At 56.2% G+C, this 20334-nt stretch carries 18 protein-coding genes; 14 read left to right on the top strand and 4 right to left on the bottom strand.

Features of this window, described 5'->3' with window-relative positions; translation table 11 throughout:
* Positions 1-73: 73 nt before the first annotated feature.
* Entirely contained in the window at positions 74-2161 is a 2088-nt protein-coding gene (locus ACFO1S_RS25995; RefSeq protein WP_204605918.1) for a HelD family protein, read from the bottom strand.
* A gap of 235 nt (positions 2162-2396) precedes the next feature.
* Between ACFO1S_RS25995 and ACFO1S_RS25990 the strand changes: the two genes are divergently transcribed.
* From ACFO1S_RS25990 to ACFO1S_RS25935, 12 genes are all read left to right on the top strand, one after another.
* On the top strand, positions 2397-2900 hold the full coding sequence (locus ACFO1S_RS25990; RefSeq protein ID WP_204605917.1) for a YwhD family protein: 504 nt from the start codon (positions 2397-2399) through the stop codon (positions 2898-2900).
* 381 nt (positions 2901-3281) lie between these two features.
* A complete protein-coding gene (locus ACFO1S_RS25985) occupies positions 3282-4061 on the top strand; it encodes an ABC transporter ATP-binding protein (RefSeq protein ID WP_204605916.1) in 780 nt (259 codons plus the stop codon).
* A gap of 1 nt (position 4062) precedes the next feature.
* Positions 4063-4926 carry an ABC transporter permease gene (locus ACFO1S_RS25980; protein ID WP_204605915.1) on the top strand — a complete coding sequence of 288 codons (864 nt, stop codon included), beginning with the start codon at positions 4063-4065 and terminating at the stop codon, positions 4924-4926.
* A 107-nt stretch (positions 4927-5033) separates the two neighbouring features.
* Positions 5034-6185 carry an ABC transporter substrate-binding protein gene (locus tag ACFO1S_RS25975; protein ID WP_204605914.1) on the top strand — a complete coding sequence of 384 codons (1152 nt, stop codon included), beginning with the start codon at positions 5034-5036 and terminating at the stop codon, positions 6183-6185.
* Positions 6186-6226: 41 nt separating this feature from the next.
* Complete coding sequence (locus ACFO1S_RS25970) at positions 6227-7288, top strand: LLM class flavin-dependent oxidoreductase (protein ID WP_204605913.1); 1062 nt, start codon at positions 6227-6229, stop codon at positions 7286-7288.
* 20 nt (positions 7289-7308) lie between these two features.
* A complete protein-coding gene (locus ACFO1S_RS25965; protein ID WP_204605912.1) occupies positions 7309-7944 on the top strand; it encodes a cysteine hydrolase family protein in 636 nt (211 codons plus the stop codon).
* Positions 7945-7946: 2 nt separating this feature from the next.
* Positions 7947-9278, top strand: coding sequence for a zinc-binding metallopeptidase family protein (locus tag ACFO1S_RS25960; protein ID WP_204605911.1), 1332 nt, complete (start codon positions 7947-7949; stop codon positions 9276-9278).
* Between the two features lie 36 nt (positions 9279-9314).
* Positions 9315-9821, top strand: coding sequence for a flavin reductase family protein (locus tag ACFO1S_RS25955; protein ID WP_204605910.1), 507 nt, complete (start codon positions 9315-9317; stop codon positions 9819-9821).
* Positions 9818-10084, top strand: a complete 267-nt coding sequence (locus ACFO1S_RS25950; protein ID WP_204605909.1) for an NADPH-dependent FMN reductase — start codon at positions 9818-9820, stop codon at positions 10082-10084. The genes ACFO1S_RS25955 and ACFO1S_RS25950 overlap by 4 nt, the downstream gene beginning before the upstream one ends.
* Complete coding sequence (locus tag ACFO1S_RS25945) at positions 10078-10344, top strand: NADPH-dependent FMN reductase (protein ID WP_204605908.1); 267 nt, start codon at positions 10078-10080, stop codon at positions 10342-10344. The genes ACFO1S_RS25950 and ACFO1S_RS25945 overlap by 7 nt, the downstream gene beginning before the upstream one ends.
* A 16-nt stretch (positions 10345-10360) precedes the next feature.
* Entirely contained in the window at positions 10361-11461 is a 1101-nt protein-coding gene (locus ACFO1S_RS25940; protein WP_204605907.1) for a TetR/AcrR family transcriptional regulator, read from the top strand.
* Positions 11462-11470: 9 nt separating this feature from the next.
* Complete coding sequence (locus ACFO1S_RS25935; RefSeq protein WP_204605906.1) at positions 11471-13018, top strand: MDR family MFS transporter; 1548 nt, start codon at positions 11471-11473, stop codon at positions 13016-13018.
* A gap of 73 nt (positions 13019-13091) precedes the next feature.
* Here ACFO1S_RS25935 and ACFO1S_RS25930 read toward each other — a convergent pair whose 3' ends face one another.
* The 3 genes from ACFO1S_RS25930 to ACFO1S_RS25920 all read right to left on the bottom strand — a co-directional run bounded on the left by ACFO1S_RS25930 (position 13092) and on the right by ACFO1S_RS25920 (position 18067).
* Complete coding sequence (locus ACFO1S_RS25930) at positions 13092-14294, bottom strand: enolase C-terminal domain-like protein (protein ID WP_204605905.1); 1203 nt, start codon at positions 14292-14294, stop codon at positions 13092-13094.
* A 134-nt stretch (positions 14295-14428) separates the two neighbouring features.
* Positions 14429-15148, bottom strand: a complete 720-nt coding sequence (locus ACFO1S_RS25925) for a FadR/GntR family transcriptional regulator (RefSeq protein ID WP_378127844.1) — start codon at positions 15146-15148, stop codon at positions 14429-14431.
* A gap of 864 nt (positions 15149-16012) precedes the next feature.
* Positions 16013-18067, bottom strand: a complete 2055-nt coding sequence (locus ACFO1S_RS25920) for a transglycosylase domain-containing protein (protein WP_204605903.1) — start codon at positions 18065-18067, stop codon at positions 16013-16015.
* 216 nt (positions 18068-18283) lie between these two features.
* Here ACFO1S_RS25920 and speE point away from each other — a divergent pair, with 216 nt between their 5' ends.
* Both speE and speB read left to right on the top strand, forming a co-directional pair.
* Entirely contained in the window at positions 18284-19111 is an 828-nt protein-coding gene (speE, locus tag ACFO1S_RS25915) for a polyamine aminopropyltransferase (RefSeq protein WP_204605902.1), read from the top strand.
* Between the two features lie 86 nt (positions 19112-19197).
* The gene (gene speB / locus ACFO1S_RS25910) at positions 19198-20070 is read left to right on the top strand and encodes an agmatinase (protein WP_204605901.1); all 873 of its coding nucleotides are present in this window, start codon (positions 19198-19200) and stop codon (positions 20068-20070) included.
* The last annotated feature ends 264 nt before the right edge of the window (positions 20071-20334 follow it).

Here is a 20334-nt window from a genome sequence, read left to right as displayed (position 1 = left end):
AAGGGCGGGGGGCCCTTGCGGCAACGCTTTGTCGTTTGTCAGGCTCGTGCTGCGGGATTTCCGAAGCTGCGACTCACTCTGCGAGGAGCGGAGTGACGCTGCCGTAGCAGCAAAGGGTCAGCCGATGCAAGGCGCGCGTACAGGCGACATAGAGCAGCTTCGCATCCTGCGGGGAGCCGGAGTAGCCTTGGCCGTCGGCGTCTGTAACGAGCACGGAGTCGAACTCCAATCCCTTGGCGAGGTAGACGGGAACGACCGTAATCCCCCCGTGATAGCGGGTGTGGCTCTCGGAGATCAGGTTGGCCGGAAACCCGGACTCAGCCAGCTGTGCGGCAAGCCGCGCGCACGCCTCGTCCGTACGGCCGATAATGGCGATGGTCTGCATGCCGTGCTCTTGATTGGCGCGTATGAAGCTTTCGATATACGGGAGCGTTTCCTCCGGGCTCTCCAGCACCGCAAGCTCCACGGGGTCGCCGCTGCGGAAGACAGGTGACGCCGGGGGCAGTCCGGTTTGCGTATGCGGAAGAATGCGGTTGGCGAATTCGATGATTTCCAGCGTGGAGCGATAGCTCATCTGCAAAGCGTGATAGGAGCGATAATCCGCCGCGAAAACGTCCGAAAGCTCTTCCCAGCGCTGGATACCCCGATACGCATGAATTCCTTGCGCCAGATCCCCAAGGATCGTGAAGGAGGGCTCGCTCATGAAGGAATTCAGAAGCGCGATCTGCAGCGGGGAGACATCCTGCGCCTCGTCCACGACAACATGATCGAAGGCTACCTTATCGGCGCCGTTGAACGCGATATGAATCCAGACCAGCGCAGGCAAATCCTCGGGCTTAACCTCGCCTTTCTTGAGATAGGCGCGCGTGCTCGCGGCGATCGGGCCAGGTATATCGCTCTGCTTATCCCAGGCGTAAAGGGTCTGATAGAAGCTCAGGGCGTCCGCCTTCGGAAGCCTGTTCGCATAGGCGCGCAGCCGCTGCTTGCCTGTCTTGCTTCGTTCCTTACGAAGCTTCGGGTCGCCGATCTCGTTTAATTGCATTTCCAGCCAGCGGTTTATGCGGGCGTGCAGCCGTTCCAGCCGCTGGGCCAGGGGGTAAGGCTTGTACTCCACCTCGAACCACTCCCGGATGACGACGCCGGATAGCGTTCGTCCCTCCCAGGCCTCGAAGGGCTGCATCTCCAGAAAACGCTGCTCAAAGTCCGCCAACTGTTGATCCAGATAGGTCTTGAAGGCCAGAGAGCCCTTGTAACGGCCGGGAGTGTCGTTATCGATCGCCGGGCGCTGCCCTTCGAGGGAAAACCACTCCCTCTCCGTGGCATGCTGCGCCAGTCTTACGTTGCCGTTCAAGCGCTCAAGCGCCCACTCCGAGAAGGTGGATTGCGTGACATTGCCGACGCCAAGCTCAGGCAGCACGCCTGAAATATAGTCCAGAAACATCGTGTTCGGCGCGAATATAATCATCCGCTCCGCCCGGATCTGCTGCTGGTACTGGTACAGCAGGAAAGCGAGGCGATGCAGGGCGACCGTCGTTTTGCCCGACCCGGCGGCTCCTTGAATGATAAGCGCTTTGTGTCTGGGCGCCCGAATGATGCGGTCCTGCTCCGCTTGAATCGTAGAAACGATATCCCGCAGGCGGTTGTCCTTCTTGTCTCCCAACTTGTAAAGCAGAAATTCGTCGTTCAGGCCGATATTGTCTCCGCCACGTTCATAGCTGTCCACAATACGGCCAAGCTGTTTGTTTCTTATGGAAATGTTGCGCTTGAGGGCGATTTCCCCGTGAATCGTGCCATCCGGCGCTTCATAGGATACAGGGTCGTCTCCGCCGGTGAAGGAATAGAACAGACTGGCAATTGGCGCTCGCCAATCCGTGATGTACGGCTCCGAGGTCTCGGCGAGCTCCATGCCTCTTTTGCCGATGTACAGCGGCAGCGGGGCGGGCTTGCCTTCCTCCTGGAAGTCAAGCCGTCCGAAGTAAGGCTCGTTAGCGAGCAGGTCCAAGCGCTGGCGGTTCTCCTCTCGTTTGGCCTCGATCAATTGCTCCACATAATCCTTGCCCCGGTAGACCGGTCCGATCTCGGCGCGCTGTCGATCGATTTCGCGGAACGTGGCTTGAAGTCGGTCTTGCTCTTCGTCGAAGGCGGGGTTGCGGCTTTCCATTGTTCATTGTTCCTCCTTGCTGTGCGATAGTGGCTTAACCTATTGTGGCGCATCTTCGCGAAAAACAATAGACTTATGTTATCGAATTTGTTATGATGTTGAGTACAGAATTGCCTAAAAAAGATGGAACATACGTTCCCGTCAAATAAGCGTGCCAACAGGAAGCGGGCAAGGTCTCGGAAGTCGAGATCCGGCACCCGGCTTTTTCATATCCAGCGAGATTTCGGAGGCGAACATGGAAAATCAGGACAAACCGGTTGAGAAGAAGAAGCTGTCGCTTAACGTCGTCAGCAATAAGGAGCATAGAGGGTTTGGCGCGGGCTCCATCGACCTGAGTCAAGTGGCTTGCGTCATTATCGATTCCGGAGAAGCTTATATCGATGTAGGAGCTATGCATGCCAAGAGCAAGATCGAGAAGGGCATTAAATTTTCGCCCGACAAGACGCTTGTGCCGAGCGGTCGTCCGGCCTGGGTCGTCTGGGTCGCCGTCGATCGCAACGAAGGCGGCTCATATTATGCAGGGGCGACTTCCTGCGAGATGCTGATCGATACGGAAGCGAGGAGAGGGTGGAAGCTGCTGCCCGATCATGTGAATCGGCTGGATGCCGCGCTTAAACGCAAATACATGCTGGACAATATTGGCCCGGTAGAGAAGGAAGCGCTTCGCAAGCTGCTGGTTGAACACAACGAGGAGTGGTGGAACAACTCCCCGCAAGCGATTAAGGATTTATTGGAGTAGTCGGCGCGACCAATCGGAATAGACCTTTGCTTGATCTTCGGATCTCGCAGAGGTCTTTTTTTGTTGCCGCGAGATGGAGCCGTGGCCGGCTTCCTTCAAACATACAATCAACTTTAATGTTATAAAATATTACACAAATTAGCTTGCGGAATATGATATAGACTCATTTTATGTAAGTGTATGGTGGGTTTCTATAACTGGATGGGGAGATAAATGTAGTGAAAACACAATCATATTTTCATTAATGTCATTTATATTGACACTTAAATAACGCCATGATAACTTATTAATCAAGAACTTTAACTAAATAGTAAAAGTGTTAATTGGTTAATCAATCGTGAGGCCGGTGCTCGAAAAAACAATTAGAGTGGTGATCTTGATATGACCTACATTAGCGTGAATCGGGTGTCCAAGAGGTTTCAACGACGAGGTCAATCCACGGAGGCGCTCCGGGACATTGCCATCCAGCTGGAGGAGGGAACCTTCGTTAGTCTGATCGGACCAAGCGGCTGCGGCAAATCGACTTTATTGCGAATTATCGGCGGGCTGGAAACGGCAGACGACGGCGAGGTGCTGGTTGAAGGCGTCGCTCCGCTGGTGGCGCAATCGAACAAGCGGTTCGGCTTTGTTCCGCAGTCTCCGGCGCTTTTCCCTTGGCGGACGATTCTGGAGAACATGCGGCTGCCCTTCGAGGTCAATCGCAAAGGAGGCAGGCAGACTCCGGAGCAAAGCGAAGAGGCCAAGGAACTGCTTGCATCGGTAGGGCTGGGCGATTTTCTTCATGCGTATCCGAAGGAGCTGTCCGGGGGCATGCAGCAGCGCGTAGGCATCGTCCGGGCTTTCGCCTCCGGCGCTCCGATCCTTTTGATGGACGAGCCGTTCTCCGCTCTGGATGAAATTACGAGAGAGAGAATTCGTTATCAATTAATGGAGATATGGGAGTCGCACAAAAAGACGGTTATTTTCGTTACGCACAGCATTCGGGAAGCGGTGTTTCTTTCGGATAAGGTCGTGGTCATGTCGAGCCGGCCGGGCAGGGTGTCCGAGGTTGTGGACATTCGGCTGCCGAGGCCGCGGTCACAGGAGATGGAGGAGACGGGCGAGTACTTGCAGTACGTAAATCACATTAAAGGATTGCTGCGCGAAAGGTGGGAACAGTGAAATGGCAACACAACCTAATGCACTCGACAATCGACTAGTCACGTCCGCTCCCGAGAAATCGGCGACGGGGAAGCGAAAAGCCTCTTCGATCCCAGGAGCAAGCTACTTGAGCTTCTATGCTTACCCGCTGCTGGCTTTCGCGGCGCTGTTCGGCGGATGGGAATGGGTTGTTCGCCTGTTCGAGATCAATCCGTTGACGCTGCCCGCGCCGTTGGATATTCTGGGCGCCCTGTTCGGAAATTTCAGCTTCTATCTGGAGCATGCGGGAGTCACGCTGTATGAGGCAATCGTCGGCTTCGGCATGGGGATGGCATTCGCCTTGATCGGCGGAGTGCTGATGGCCCACTTCCCGACGCTCGAAAGAACGCTGCTGCCGATCGCCGTGTTGGCGAACGTTACGCCGATTGTAGCCATCGCGCCCCTGCTCATCATCTGGTTCGGCTTCGGCGCGTTGCCGAAGATGATCATCGCTGCCATCATTACGTTCTTCCCTATGCTGGTCAACTCGATTACGGGATTTCGCTCCATCGACCAGAATCATTACGATTATTTACGCTCGCTGCATGCGAGCAAATTGGAAATTTTCATTAAGCTGCGGCTTCCGAACAGTCTGCCCTACCTGTTCTCCGCCTCCAAAACTTGCATTAGCCTTAGCGTAATCGGAGCGGTTGTCGCGGAGTGGAGCGGCGCGGACAAGGGGCTCGGCAACCTGGTTATGGTATTCAGCAACTATATGCAAATCGAGAAAATGTTCGCGGCCATTGCCATGCTGGCTGCTATGGGCATCGTGCTGACGACGATCCTGCGGGTGATCGAGCGGCGCGTCCTCTACTGGCATAGTTCGGTGCAGACAAGCAAAGGGTAAGCTCTTCTTAAAGCCGCGAGTTAGGTTCAGGAGCTTTATTTCGAAGGTTGACCTTCATCCTCGAAGGTTTTCCCCATACGTCCAAGACGAGATAGGAGAATGTAACCATGCTGACAAAGAGAACAATCAAGCATTCACTCGCGGTTGCGGCGGCAATGTCTGCCTTCGTGGCGGTTCTTGCGGGCTGCGGAGGGAACGGCTCGAACACGGCCGCAAGCTCTGCGGCGGCATCTTCGCCCCCTGCGGCATCTGCACCCGCATCGAGCTCTCCGGGCGGTCAAGAGGGGATTGATTGGGTTGCCCGCAAGGCCGCGAATCAGGCGGCGGGGGAGATTCGCTACTCCACCGGGTACTATTACGCGGCGTCCTCCCCGGACGTGCAGACGATTATGGCGGACGAGCTCGGTTATTTCGAAGAGCTTGGACTTAAGGTGAACATTCAGCCGGGTCTGGATTCGCAAGGGATGAAGTTTCTGGCAGCGGGACAAGCTCAAATCTCCAGCGCCGGCAATCCGAGCCTGGTCATTACGTCCGTCGACAGCGGGGCCGACATTAAGGGCGTTGCAACGTTCGGGGCGGTTGGCGTAAACGCCCTGATGGTGATGGACGACTCGGACATTCACACGCCCAAGGATCTTGTCGGCAAGACGCTGGGATATAAAGGAGCGGTTCCGGCCTATGTCCTCTCGATGCTGAAGTCGGACGGCGTGGCCCGGGAGCAGATCAAAGCGGTATCGGTCGGCTATGATCCGCGCGTATTGGACGGCAAGAAGCTCGATGCGCTGACGGTCTATAAAACGAACGAGCCCTATATTATGGAGAAGCTCGGCATCAAGGTGCGTCTGATTGATCCGGGCCAGTTCGGAGGGGAAACCTCGTTCGGTGTCGTGGCGGTTAACGGGAAGTTCGCCGAAGAGCATCCGACGGCTGTGGAGGATTTCTTGCGGGCGCTGTCCAGGGCGCATGAATATGCCCTCCAACATCCGGAAGAGGCTTTAAAGGTTCTGGAATCCCGCTCGGAATCGGGCTACGATCTGGACGCCGAGACGAACCGATGGGCCGTAGAGAGCAAGCTGGTGCAGGACAATTTGCACGAAGGGCACGGAGTAGCATGGCAGGCCGAGGAGCAATGGCAACGGGAGATGGACATGCTGGTGCAAGCCGAGGTGATCAAGTCGCCGCTGCCGCTGGCGGAGGTGATGGACAATTCATACATTAATGCGATATATAACGGTGCTTCATTGATTTGGCCGGAATGACAAGCAAGCTATACTAACTAACCAAATGGAGTGAATAACCGATGAGCAGCGTGGACTATAACAAAATCGACTTTGGCGTGTTTCTTCCGATTACCAACGGGGGATGGATCATCTCGGACACCGCTCCGAAGGTCTACGGCAGTTATGAGCAGAACCGCAATGCCGCGATACTGGCGGAAGAAATCGGCATGGACTTCATCATGTCGATGGCTAAATGGCGGGGCTACGGCGGACGGACGAATCATTGGGGCACCTCCCTGGAATCGATGACGATGATGGCGGGGCTGGCGGAGGCTACTAAGCGGGTGAAGGTATACGCGACCGTGCACACGCTGCTGTATCATCCTGCGGTTGCGGCCAAAATGTTCGCGACGCTCGATCAGATTAGCAACGGCCGTGTCGGCATGAATGTGGTCTCTGGCTCCTACTCGAAGGAGTTTTCCCAGATGGGCATGTGGCCCGATCATCTGGACCATGGCGACCGCTACGATCTGGCTAAGGAGTGGATGCAGGTCGTCAAGAAGCTGTGGAGCGAAGAGCGAGTGAACCATCAGGGGGAATACTTCCAGCTGACGGATTGCATGTCCGACCCTAAACCGGTTCAAAATCCGCGTCCTTCGATTATATGCGCAGGAACGTCCGACAAAGGCATGGGCTTTACGATCGATGAAGGCGATGCGTGTTTCGTAGGGGGCAAGGACGTTGCGGAGATCGCGAAGGTAAGCGCGCGGGCGAAGGAAATGGCCAAGGAGCGGAACAAGACGGTCAAAACCTATGCGATGTTCGGCGTCTACTGGGGCGAGACGGAGGAGGCTGCGAACGACAAGATCAAGCTGTATTCGGAAGGGGCTGATCGCGATGCGATCAGGGGCTTGATGGAGAGCTACGGCTTGGCGGTCGACGGCACGGAAACTTCAATCTCGGCCAGGGCGAGAACCGCGCTGATGTCGCAGCCATTGACAGGAACGGAGGATCAGATTGTCGCCCAGATCAAGGACACGATCGAGACCGCTAATCTGGACGGGATGATGCTGACCTTCCCGGATTACGATGCCGATATGAGATTTTTCGGGGAACGCATCCTGCCTAAGCTGCGGGGCTGATTCGTGCGGAGGTGGCGAGAATGAAGGATACGGGACAAACGTTGCCAAGGGAGGGCGCCGCCCTGGTGCTCGTGGACGTGCAGAACGATTTTTGCGCAAGCGATGGAAAGTCGGCGCAGTGGGGCGCGGATCTCTCCGCTGTCGATCCGGCGGTCGATCGGATCGAGAGGCTGTGTGTTGCGGCCAGAGAAGCGGGAATCCCGGTGGTGTTCATCTCGCTTGTCACGGCTCCGGAGACGGATTCGCCTGCAATGATCGATTTCTACGCGCGGCAGGGGATGGAGCCTTCAAGCGTTGCGGTATGCCGCAAAGCAACGGTCGGGGCGGATTATTACCGGGTCGCCCCTCTCCCCGGAGATATCGAGATCCTCAAGCAACGCTACAGCGGCTTCGTGGGGACGAATCTGGAGCTTGCGCTCAAGAGCAACGGCATCCGCAAGCTGATGGTCGCCGGATTTACGACGGAATGCTGCGTGGAATCGACGGTGCGCGACGGCTTCATGAGAGATTATGAATGCTTCGTCGTCTCCGACGCTTGCGCCGCTTACTCGACGGACATTCATGAGGCCTCCTTGAAGGGGATGGCTCTTAACTTCGCAACCCTTATAACGACTGATCAGGTTGTCCGCAGCTGGGCGCCGCTAATGGGAGGTTAGCTATGATTACGATTCATACGGGCGGAAAAATTGCCGATTCGGAAATTCAAGCCGCATCCGAGTCGATCCGTCAGGCGATCGACAAGCAGGAATTGATCGATCTCATTCTCGGGTTGGGCAACATTCGGTCTCAGGCGGGTTATGAGAAAGAAGCCGGGGACTTCGTCTTCGACTGGATGAAGAGAGAGGGGTTTGCGCCGAAGCGGGTGGGGATGGTTCCCGACCGCTTTAACGTGATCGGCGAATACGGCGGACAGAACCCGACGCGGGGCAAAAATCTGCTGCTGACAAGTCACTTGGATACCGAATCCCCTCAGTACAACGAGCTCGACAAGTGGAAATACCGTCCCGGCTCGGTTGAACGGCCGGAATGGCTGGAAGCCCGCCTTCGGGACGGGGTGTTCTCGGGCAGACCTGTCGAGAACGATCGGGGGCCAATGGCTTGCTTCCTGATCGGGGCCAAAGCTCTGAAGAAGACGGGGCTGCCTATGGCGGGCTCGCTCTATCTCACCGCTTGCCCGGCGGAGATCGGACCCGAGCATGTGGAGGAATTCCAAGGCCCTCAGTTTCTGGGGAAGGAAATCGGAGCGCAATTCATGATGACTCACGGGGGAGTGGCTCCGGATTTCGCGATTGCCGCCGAAGGCACCGACTTCGGGATTTCCTGGGTTTCCTGCGGACATGCGAACTTCCGTATCAACATTTATGGCGAAGATGTGTTTACGCCCCTGTTAGAGCATCCTCCAGAGCTGCGCGAGCATCCCAGCGCGCTGGTGAAGGTCGCTCCTCTTATAGAAGCTTTGCAGCAATGGTGCGTTGCCTTCGAGAAGGAGAATACCTATCATTCTCCCGGAGGCACGGCCGTTCCGAAGACGCAGATCGGCGCTATTCGCGGAGGGGACCCGCACATGATGGGCGGCGGCAGCGAGGTGTGTTCGGTGTATCTTGGGACTACGCTGACGCCGATTCAGAGCATCGCCGATGTGCAGCGTTCGCTGGAGGCCTTGATGGAGCGGGAAGGCTTTGTCGGCAAGATTGAGCCTATTGTATATCGGCAGGGCTTCGAGGCCGATGCCGAGCGGGTGGGCGAGCTGCATCGGGCCATCAGCCGCTCCAGCGATTCGGTCGGGAAAGGGGCGACGCCGCAGGGGCATTATATCTACTCCAGCATGTGGCGAGATCACAATGTCTTCAATATGTATCATATTCCCGCAGTAACCTACGGACCGAGAAGGTTCGCGCCTACGGTCGAGGATATGATGGATGCCGCAGTCATCTACGCAACGACCGCATGGCTGATCTGCAACGGCTTTGAGCGCCAATCGCAATCGTAGTCATCAACTTTCTTTTTCAGCGGGGAGGAACTAAAATTGGATTCATTAGCGTGGAGAAACGCAATGGGCAAATTTGCGACGGGAGTTACGGTGATCACGACAACGGATGCCGAGGGCAATCCCCAGGGCATGACCGTTAACGCCTTTACCTCGCTGTCGCTGGAACCGCCGATGCTGCTTGTCTGTCTGGACAACAACAGCGCGACGCTGGCTCATATTCTGGAAAGTCGAAAATTTTGCGTCCATTTTTTGTCCGAGCAGCAGGAGGAGGTGTCCCGAGCCTTCGCTCGCAAAGGCGGCGCGGATAAGTTCGAAGGCGTTTCATACAGCTTGGGAGAGACGGGAGTGCCTGTGCTGGAGGGCTGCCTGGCGTACATCGAATGCGGTCTGCGCAAAGCGGTGGAGGGCGGGGATCATCAAATCCTGCTCAGTGACGGCTTAAAGCTGGCTGTGCCGACCCCGGAGCAGGGGCCGCTAATCTTCTTCGGAGGGAAATACGGACAACTGGCGGACGGTCTTCCGCGAGAGGCTGGCGTGCGATGAGAATCACCGCGGTTGTGGGCAATCCGAAGAGCCGCTCCAAATCTTACGGAATTGCCGCGGAGATGCTCCGTTTTGTTCGCGAAAACCTCGGTTCGGACCGGGAGGAGACAGATGACGAGGTTATCGACTTGGCGGATGTGGCGCCCGCATTGCTGGAATGGGGCCATGCGGACGTTCGGCGGTTGGTGGACCGCGTGTGCGGCTCGGACATCGTCATCGTCGTCAGTCCTACCTTCAAGGCGACCCCTATACCGGTTTGCTGAAGCTGTTTGTCGACCAACTGCCGATGCAGGCGCTTGCAGGGGTTGCGGCCATTCCCGTGATGGTTGGCGCGGCGCCCCATCACGCCTTGGCGGTGGAAGCGCATTTGCGGCCGTTGTTGGTAGAAGCGGGGGCGATATGCCCGACGCGCGGATTGTATCTATTGGACTCCCAAATCGACCATCTGTCCGAGGTGCTGGGCAAATGGCGCGAGACGTCGTTGCTGCCGCTTCGCGGCGTCGTTCTCGGGAAGGGGGCGTGAGAGGGGACGGGGGATCGTGGTTACGCAAGTCGCAGAGGAGACTAAAGCATCCGTGCAGATGCGGATTTTGAACGCGGCGGAGGATATTTTCGCCCGAATCGGGTTTACGGGCTGCCGGATGAGCGACATCGCCGTGAAGGCGGGCGTGAATCAGGCTTTAATTCACTATTACTTCGAATCGAAGGAAAAGCTCTACAGGGAAGTGGTGACAAGGCTTTTCGAGCAGTGGGAGCAGCACGTAAACGAGATCCTGCTTGAGAATGAATCCCCCCAGGCGCTGCTTCGCAAATATATCAAGGAGCATTTCGAGTTGAAATGCAAGCTTCCCAATCTTCATATGCTGTATCACCGGGAGTCGCTCGAAGGCGGGGACTTGTTCCAGAAGTACGCCTCGGCCAGATGGACCGGCGATACCGAGGAGAAGTCGCGGATGCTTGCCGATTGGATCGGCTCGGGCGCCATTCAGGAGCAGATGAACGAACGCGTGCTGCTGCAATTAATCTGGGGAATGATGAATCAGTTCTACTACCGCAGCGAGGATAACTTGCGGGATGAGCTCAAGATGATAGGCTCTTATGAAGAATTAAAGGATTTGCTCGCCGATCAGATGATTCGGATGACGCTGTACGGCATTCTGCCGAGAGATGAAGCTGCTGGAAAGGAAAATCGGGATGTCTCCCGAGGGGAGGCGGCTAAGCGGGTCTGCGTCTACCTTCCGCCGGAAATCCGTTCGGAAGGCAAGGTGGAGATGGAGGAGTTGCTCGACAGCCTTGGTCTCTTGCACGGCATGGAGCTGAAGGTGCATGAACGGGAGGACGACCTCCTGCAGGCGCTGGACAACGAGGAGCCTCGACTCGTGCTCGTCTTCGCTGCGACCCGGTTCGGAGAGATGCCCGAAGCGATCCGCAGGCTTCTCGTTGAGTTGGAGGATAACCCGCGGCGGATCGCCGATCGGTTCGTAGCGGTGTGGACGGCAAGGGGGCAGCCGTCGGGGGAGACGCTGCAGCGGACGCTGGAGGAGGCGTTTAATCGGCTTGGCGCATTCGCGGTAGCTCGCGTATCCGGTCAGAACGGCCGGGAGTACGCCGGGCGCTGCGCTAAATTCGTAGAAATCTAGGTGGTTGATTTGAATCCGGATAAGGCTACAGACTCGAAGGCGCAACTCAACTGGATGATGTCGGCTCTCTTAATCAGTATTTTTTTGACCCAGGTGGATCAGACGATCGTCTCTACCGCATTGCCGACAATCGTGGCGGAATTGGACGGCCTGGAGCAGATGTCCTGGGTATTCACGATTTACATGCTGTGCTCGACCGTTATGATGCCGATTGCGGGCAAGCTTTCGGATTTGTTCGGAAGAAAAAGCTTTTATATGCTCGGCCTGGGAGTGTTTCTGGGCGGCTCGATTCTATGCGGGCTGGCCGGCAGTATGACGGAGCTGATCGTCTACCGGGGCATTCAGGGGCTTGGAGCGGGCTTTATCATCCCGATCACGTTTACGCTTGTTTTTACGATTATGCCGAAAGAAAAGGCGGGGAAATACCAAGCCTTCTATATGAGCGTGTTTGCGCTTTCCTCGATCGTCGGCCCCTCGCTGGGCGCACTGATTACGCAAAATCTCGATTGGCGCTGGAACTTCTATATCAATCTGCCAATAGGACTGTACGTCTTCATTGTGCTGAATCGCGTGCTGCGGGAGCAGAAATCGAATGGCAAGCTTGCGTCGGTGGATGTCAAAGGCGCCTTGCTGCTTGCGGGGACGACGCTGTCGATCTTGCTAGCCTTGAAGATGGGCGGAGAGCAATTCCCGTGGACGTCATGGCCGATTATCGGGCTGTTTCTACTAGGGGCGGCGGGGCTTGCCTGGTTCTTGCGGGTGGAGCTGCGAGTCAAGGAGCCTATCTTGCCGTTACAGCTATTTCGCAGCAAGGTGATCTCCGGCACGCTGGCGGCGACCTTCCTGCAAGGGGCTATCCTGTACGGGGCGTTGCTGTTTATCCCTTTGTTTGTGCAGGGCAGCTTGGGGGGCGATGTCGGCGATGCGGGCAATACGTTGACACCGATGATGTTCTCGATGATGCTCGGCGCGACGCTCAGCAATTTTCTGCTGAAGAGGTGGACGTATCGGGCGGGAATGGTCGCTTCGATGACGCTGGCTGGCGCCGGAATGCTTGGGATGGCCTACATGCCTCTTGAGGTGGAGCTCTGGGTCATGGCTCTGGTGATGCTGGTTATGGGAATCGGAATCGGCATTCTCATGCCGCTGTCCCAGATGGCGGTGACTTACGGCGCGGAGGAGCGGTTCAAGGGAGTGGCGACTTCGACGGTCGGCTTCAGCCGCTCGGTCGGCGGAGTGTTCGGCTCGGCGGTGCTGGCGGCGATCGTGAACGGAAAGCTGGCTTCGACGGTTAGGCAGCATGCGTCGGAGCTGAGCGCGGGAGGCTCGGACCCGTCGGCATTGACGAATCCGCAGCAGCTGCTCGGCTCGGGGGCCGGGTTGTCGGATTCTGCGGCGGCTTTGCTTCGGCAAGCCTTGGGGGAATCGGTGCAGCTGGGATTCTGGTTTCTTGCCGTGGCGGCTGCGCTGGGGATTGCGGCCGCGCTTTGCTCCGGGAACGCTCGCTTCGAGGTCGCTGCGACCAAGACCAAGGGGCTTGGGGATGTGCCGACATAAAGCAGGCAACAAAGTGCCGCTCTTCGAATCGCAGGATTCGGGAGCGGCACTTTGTTGTTGTCTGCCTTATCGGCTATGGGGTTACCGGAGTTCCGTCGGGCAGTCTTGCGTTCGTCCAGGTCGGCAGAGCGTTGTCGCACGGGAACTTGGCGGCAAGCTGTTCATCGACGTCGATGCCCAGTCCCGGCTTGTTGCTTGGATAGACGTACCCGTTACGTACTTCGGGACAGCCGGGGAACACCTCTTGGATGGCGCTGTTAAAGCCGCTCCATTCCTGGATGCCGAAGTTGATGCTGCTTACGTCCAGGTGCACGTGTGCGGCATGGCCGACAGGCGAAGTATCGCCCGGTCCGTGCCAGGCGGTTCTGACGCCGAAGGCTTCGCAGAGCGCCGTCAGCTTCCTGGCCGGCGTAATGCCGCCGATCTGGCTGATATGCACGCGGATATAATCGATCAGCCGGTTGGTAATAAGCGGCATCCATTCGTTCGGGTTATTGAATAGCTCGCCCATCGCAAGCGGGATAGTCGAGTGCTGGCGAATCATCCGGAACCACTCCAGCTGCTCTGGGGGAAGCGCGTCTTCCAGGAAGAATAAGCGGTAGGGCTCAAGCTGCTTGGCGAAGTTGACGGCATCGATCGGCGTCAGGCGCTCGTGAATGTCGTGAAGCAGCTCGATGTCCTCGCCGACTTGCGCTCTTAGATGCTCGAATAGACCGACGATGCTTTTCATGTAAGCCTTCGGATCATAATAAGCGCCGGCAGGAGCGCCCTCGGGCGAAACGAAGGACTGGCCGGTTCCGCCGTAAGTGCCCATCTGACAGCGGATATACCGGTAGCCTTCGTTCATGCAGGCGCGAACGTTTTCCTCGACTTCTCGAACGGATCGGCCGTCCGCGTGGCGGTATACCGCGGCGCCTTCTCTAACCTTGCCCCCGAATAGCTCGTATAGAGGCATGTTGGCCATCTTTCCTTTGATATCCCATAAGGCCATATCGACGCCGGAGATGGCATTGTTCAGGACAGGGCCGTTGCGCCAGTAGCCGCTGACGATCGAGGAATGCCAAATGTCGTTGATATTGTTCACGTCTTTGCCGATCAATAAAGGCTTGATGTACTGCTCGATGGCGGATTGCACCGTTAAGTAGCGCTGCGTAAACGTGGCGCAGCCGACGCCGTATATTTCCGGTTCCGTCGTTTCGACTTTGACGACTACGAGATTAATGCCTTCGGGGGCGGTAAGGATCGTTTTGATGTTGCGAATCTTTAAGTTCGGCATAGCGATTCGTCCTTTTCTGTAGTTTAATGTCGGGCTTTGCTTGCTGACTTTCGTGATAAATAGAGGAGAGAGGGAGAGGGTGATTACGGCAACAAATATGATGTCATACAAGTAAGTGCAAAAAAAGAGAAGGATTATCTCTTTTTGGTTTGTTCCTGAAGTTTTTGAAGGGTCTGGGCGGTAACGATGTTCGCGCCTTCTCGAACTAAGCGTTTGACGGCGTCGGAATTTTTGGACTTAATGGCGTCCAATTGTTTCGCATGTCCGGCAAGGCTGGATTCCATATCCGCGAGCACCCGGTTCAATTCTTGCAAGTGGTAATAATAGACGTTTTTAAGACGATCGATGATGTGGATGAATAATTGATTTTTGGACGCCTTCACAATCGCGAAATGAAAACGGAAATCGGCCATCGAGTACTTGGCATAATCGTGTCGGCTCGCTCTCATCTCGTTCAGGGCCGCTTCAATCTCGGCGACATCCTGGTCGTCTGCGCGCAGGGCGGCAAGCTCAATGCATTTCGTTTCCAGCAGCTCCCGGAACTCCATCATATCCAGAAATTCCTTCTCGCCGAAATTCATGATCGGGGCCGTTACTTTAATGTCGAAGCTTGCGGCCCGATCGGATACGAATGAGCCCGTGCCATGACGCGTAGTGACAAGCCCTAGATCCCGAAGCCTCTGAACGGCGCTGCGTATGCTGACCCTGCTCACGTTAAACGTGCTGCATAGTTCGTTCTCCGAAGGCAGCTTTTGTCCGGGCTGCCAGATGCCGACTGCGATCTTTTCTTTGATCTGCTCGAATACGTCGTCTACGATGTTTTTTTTCTCGATGGCTTTGAAATCTTTTGTCAAATCGGCTCTCTCCCTCAACTTATAACATGTCATACAAGTTGGCGAGTTCAGTGTAACAGCTTCCCTCCGTGCCGTCAATCTCGGTTCGCCAACCGTGTAAACGTTTGTGAAAATGTCACCTTAACTCGTCCGAGAAAATGTCATGTTCAAGTGGTGCCGAAGTGACTCACCAGAGCGCATCGACAAAGCGATTATGTTGAGAATACAGGACGCCATGGGAATTGCCCTTGCTTGTGGTATGCTGGATACCTGCTCCGAGCTGGCCGTTAGTTCCACTTTGCAGCACTACTCTTCTCCTCACCTGCTCCGAGCTGGCCATTAGTTCGACTTTGCAGCACTATTATGCTCCTCACCTGCTCCGTGCTGGTCGTTAGTTCGACTTTGCAGCATTATTCCTCTCCTCACCTGCTCCGTGCTGGCTGTTAGTTCGACTTTGCAGCATTATTCCTCTCCTCACCTGCTCCGTACTGGTCGTTAGTTCGACTTTGCAGCATTATTCCTCTCCTCACCTGCTCCGTGCTGGCCGTCAGTTCGACTTTGCAGCACTATTCTGCTCCTCACCTGCTCGGTGCTGGCCGTTAGTTCCACTTTGCAGAACTACTCTGCTCCTCACTGCTCCGTGCAAACTCTGACTCTGAGGAATTAATGTTTTCCCGACACATACTCGCTCGGGCCGAGTCGGCTGCTCCTTCCGCATTCGGCCTATGTCCACTCATGATCTTCTCCACCACGACAACCTTCTTCAATTCCGCTCTTCTCAATGTCTTCTGGCTCATGGTGACCTGATCTCAGCACAAGGACATCTCGGTTCGCCAACCGCTCCATTGTCCTTCTCGTTCGTGCCTGTACATGTGCCGAGGCTGGCTATCGCCACCAGCCTCCAAGCTTCCGCCACCACGGCAGATGAGGGGATTGTTCGGCGGGCTTTTCCCCGGCAAGGGGTCCCAATGGCTCGCATGATCGCATCGGCTCCGTCCCTTGCAGGAATACCTCCAATTTTCCTTCGCCGGGGCAAACCGGGGAAGCGAGCAGTCCGGTGATCGGGTCGATATAGGCACTGGCAATGCCGTCCGGAACCGGAAAGGGGCTCGGGGGGCGATCCGCCAGCGCGGCTTCCGTAAACCGGGCGAAGATCGGCGCGGCGCGATGGGCTTCGCTGGAGGTAATAGATCGACCGCGATCATAGCCGACCCATACGGTCGTTGCCAGCTCTGGCGTATACCCGACGAACCAGGCGTCGGAATCTGTCGTGCCGGTTTTGCCGGCTACGGGGCGCTTGAGCATTTTCGATACGCGTCTGGCCGTGCCGCCTCTGTCGAACACGCTTTCCAGCAGATTGGTCGTCAAATAAGCCAGCGCGGGGGTGACGACTTGCGCTTGGCGCGGATGGCTGGCGTATAAGACTTCTCCTCTGCGATTCTCGATTCGCATAATGGCGGTAGGCGCTGGCCGTTTGCCCTCGTTCGCGAACGCCGAAAAGGCGTATGTCATCTGATAAGGGCTCACGGGGAACGTTCCGAGCGCAAGCGAGGGGACGGCTTTGAACGACGATGTGATGCCGAGGCGCCGGGCCATCGAGATGACGGCTTCGGGGCCGACCTCCATCAGGGTGTGAACGGCATAGATGTTGTCGGAGGAGGCGATCGCCTGCCTCAAGCCGATCTCGTCGCGGAAATAATGACCGTTATAATTGTTGGGACGATAGATTTGACGATCATGGTCGAAATAAAACAGGGTCGGCTCGCTGCGGAACCGGGTCGCAGAGGTGATGGTTCGCTTCTCCAGCGCTGACGCATACACGATCGGCTTGAAGGACGAGCCGGGCTGCCGGGTGCTTGCGAACACCCGGTTGAATTGGTTGCGGCGATAATTCCGTCCGCCGACCATGGCCTTAATGTAGCCGTTTCGGGGATCGACGGCGATAAGTGCCGTCTGCAGCTCTGCGTTGCCGCCTTGAAGTCCTTGCTTGACGGCCGCTTCGGCCAATTGCTGAACGCGCAGGTCGAGCGTCGTCCGGATCGTCAGTCCGCCTTCGTTCATCAGCCTCTCCTCGATGCCGAGCTCCTCGATGGCGACTTTTTTGACATAGTCGGCGAAATAGGGGGCGGCGCGCTCCTCCTCTTCGGGAAGGGGGCGCACGTGAACTTCCGTTCGCGCGGCGCTGGCCGCCTGCGCTGCCGTCAATTGCCCCGTCTCCAGCATAGCCTGCAATACTTTCCGCTGTCTGGATCGGGAGCCTTCGGGATTCAGGTGCGGGGAATAGTAGCGGGGGCCCTTGGGAATGCCGGCCAGCAGGGCGCTTTCTGCGATTGTCAGCTCCTTGGCAGGCTTGTTGAAATACAGCTTGGCGGCCGCTTCCGCGCCGTAAGCTCCATGGCCGTAGTAGATTTGATTCAGATAGAGCTCCAGTATCTCGTCTTTGGAATATTTCTGCTCCAGTCTGGCGGCGTACCAGGCTTCCTTGAGCTTGCGTGTCCATGTTCGTTCATGGGAAAGGTAGAGGTTGCGGGCGAGCTGCTGGGTCAACGTGCTTGCCCCTTGCTCCTTGGACATGTGCCGAAGATCCACCCACGCGGCTCGGGCAAGACCGCGCCAGTCGACGCCGGCATGGTCGTAGAAGCGCCGATCCTCCACGGCCAGCGTGGCTTTGATCAACCACGGGGAGAGATCCTTGAGCTTGGCGACAGAGCGGTTGACGCCTCGCTGCAGACTGGCTATCGTTTGGCCGTTGGCATCGAGAATCTGCGTCGCTTGCAGGGACGCTCCTGCGGGAAGCGGGGCGTAACGAAGCAGCAGCAATCCGCTTAAGGCGAGCAAGAGAAGGGAGGCCAGCGTCAGCCAGCCGATTCTGCGGCGCAGCTTGCCCCATCTGGAGCCTGTTTCCGAAACGGCTTTGCGTTCGTTCTGTTGACGATTCATGATAAGGCCTCCGATGCGTCGCGGAAATAGTTGACTCAATTAGTATGGAGTAGGAGAGAGGAGGCTATTCCGTTTGGGCGAGCGCATTTGTAAACCTGCAATTAAATTCCTCTTCGAGTCATTGCTTTTTGGCGCTGATTTTATATAATACATCTAGTTTGGTACAATAAGAGGCAACATTCTGTCTAGAGGAAAGCGGGGATTCAGATGTCGTCCATGGAGCTGTGGTACACGGAAAAACAAACCGACAATTTCGGCATAACGATGAAAATCAAACAAACGATGGTGCACGAGCAGACGGACTTTCAAGAGCTTGCCATGATCGAAACCGAGGAATACGGCAACATGCTGGTGCTGGACGGCATGGTCATGACCACCGAGAAGGACGAATTCGTCTATCACGAGATGGTCGCCCATCCTGCGCTGTTTACCCACCCGAATCCGGAAAATGTCCTCGTCGTCGGCGGAGGAGACGGTGGGGTCATTCGCGAGGTGCTGAAGCACTCGAAGGTTAAGAAGGCCGTGCTCGTCGACATCGACGGCAAAGTCATCGAGTACTCGAAGAAGTACCTTCCTACCATTGCCGGTAAGCTGGACGATCCGCGAGTAGAAGTCATTGTGAACGATGGCTATATGCACATCCATGACCACAAGAATACATACGACGTCATCATGGTGGATTCCACGGAGCCGGTCGGCCCGGCGGTAAACCTGTTCACCAAAGGCTTCTATCAAGGAATCCATGACGCGTTGAAGGAGGACGGCATTTTCGTCGCCCAGACGGACAATCCCTGGTTCAAGGCCGATCTCATTCAAAGCGTCAACCGCGACGTGAAGGAAGTGTTCAGCATCGTCCGCGTCTATGTTGCGAATATCCCGACCTACCCGAGCGGTCTATGGACGTTCACGATGGGCAGCAAAAAGCATGATCCGCTGGCTGTCGACGAGAGCGGCATTCCGGAGCTCGATACCAAATACTATACGCCGCGCCTCCATAAGGCTGCCTTTGCGCTGCCTAAATTCGTCGAGGATCTGACGAAGTAAGCCCTCTTCGGCCTTGCGCCGAGCCCGCGTCCCGGGCATTGGGGAATGACCGCCCGTGCGATTATGACTTTCTAAGGAGATTGACCATGCGATTAAACCAAGCCTACTCTGGTAATGTTTTTATTTGCAGTTCGGACGATTACGAGGCTTCCCGGGCCGTCATCTACGGCATGCCGATGGATTATACGGTATCCTTCCGTCCCGGCTCCCGTTTCGGTCCGGGCAGAATTCGCGAAGCTTCTGTCGGATTGGAAGAATACAGCCCTTATCTGGATCGCAGCATTGTAGATCTGGCGTATTTCGACGCAGGAGATTTGCTTCTGCCTTTCGGGAATGCCGCCAAGAGCTTGGACATCATTGCCGAGTTCGTGCGCGGAGTGCTGGCCGACGGTAAAATTCCGGTCGGACTCGGCGGCGAGCATCTTGTCAGCTGGCCGGTGATTCAGGAGGTTTACAAGAAATATCCCGATCTGGCTATCCTGCATTTCGATGCGCATACCGATCTGCGCGAGGAATACGAGGGAGAGCCTTTGTCGCACTCCACGCCGCTTCGCAAAGCGGCGGAGCTGATGGGGCCGTCTAACATCTATCAATTCGGAATTCGCTCCGGCTCCAAGGAGGATTGGACCTATGCCCAGCAATCGGGCATCCATTTCCATCCGTTCGAAGTTGCCGAGCCGCTGAAGCAAGAGCTTCCCTCATTGGCCGGCAGGCCGGTCTATGTCACTATTGACATTGACGTGCTCGATCCTTCCGCTGCGCCGGGCACCGGAACGACGGAGGCGGGAGGGATTACGACGAAGGAATTGCTTGAAGCGATTCACGCCATTGCGCGTTCCGGCGTAAACGTCGTCGGATTCGATCTGGTCGAGGTGGCTCCTATCTACGATCCGACGGAAATGACGCCGATCGTCGCTTCCAAGATGATTCGCGAGATGCTGCTGGGCTTCGTCAAATAAGCCTTTCCTTCTTTAAAATAGGCAAGCCCCCGAACTGCTGCGGCGTTCGGGGGCTTTTTGAGCTGGGCGGCCGATCAATGTTTTAAACATACTATTCCGCTGGAGTAAGTTAATTTATGAATTCACGCAAAATATCTTCAGGGAATCGCACCTTCTTCCCGGTTTTGTGTTCAATATGTAAAAAAACATATCCAAAACAGTCGAAAATTCAGGAGAATTTGCAAATTCCGGCTTTCATATTGCAAAACCTGTGTTACAATAGCT

It is taken from the genome of Cohnella boryungensis (assembly GCF_042651945.1).
Lineage (GTDB): Bacteria > Bacillota > Bacilli > Paenibacillales > Paenibacillaceae > Cohnella > Cohnella boryungensis.
This window is presented reverse-complemented; position numbering and strand designations above follow the sequence as displayed.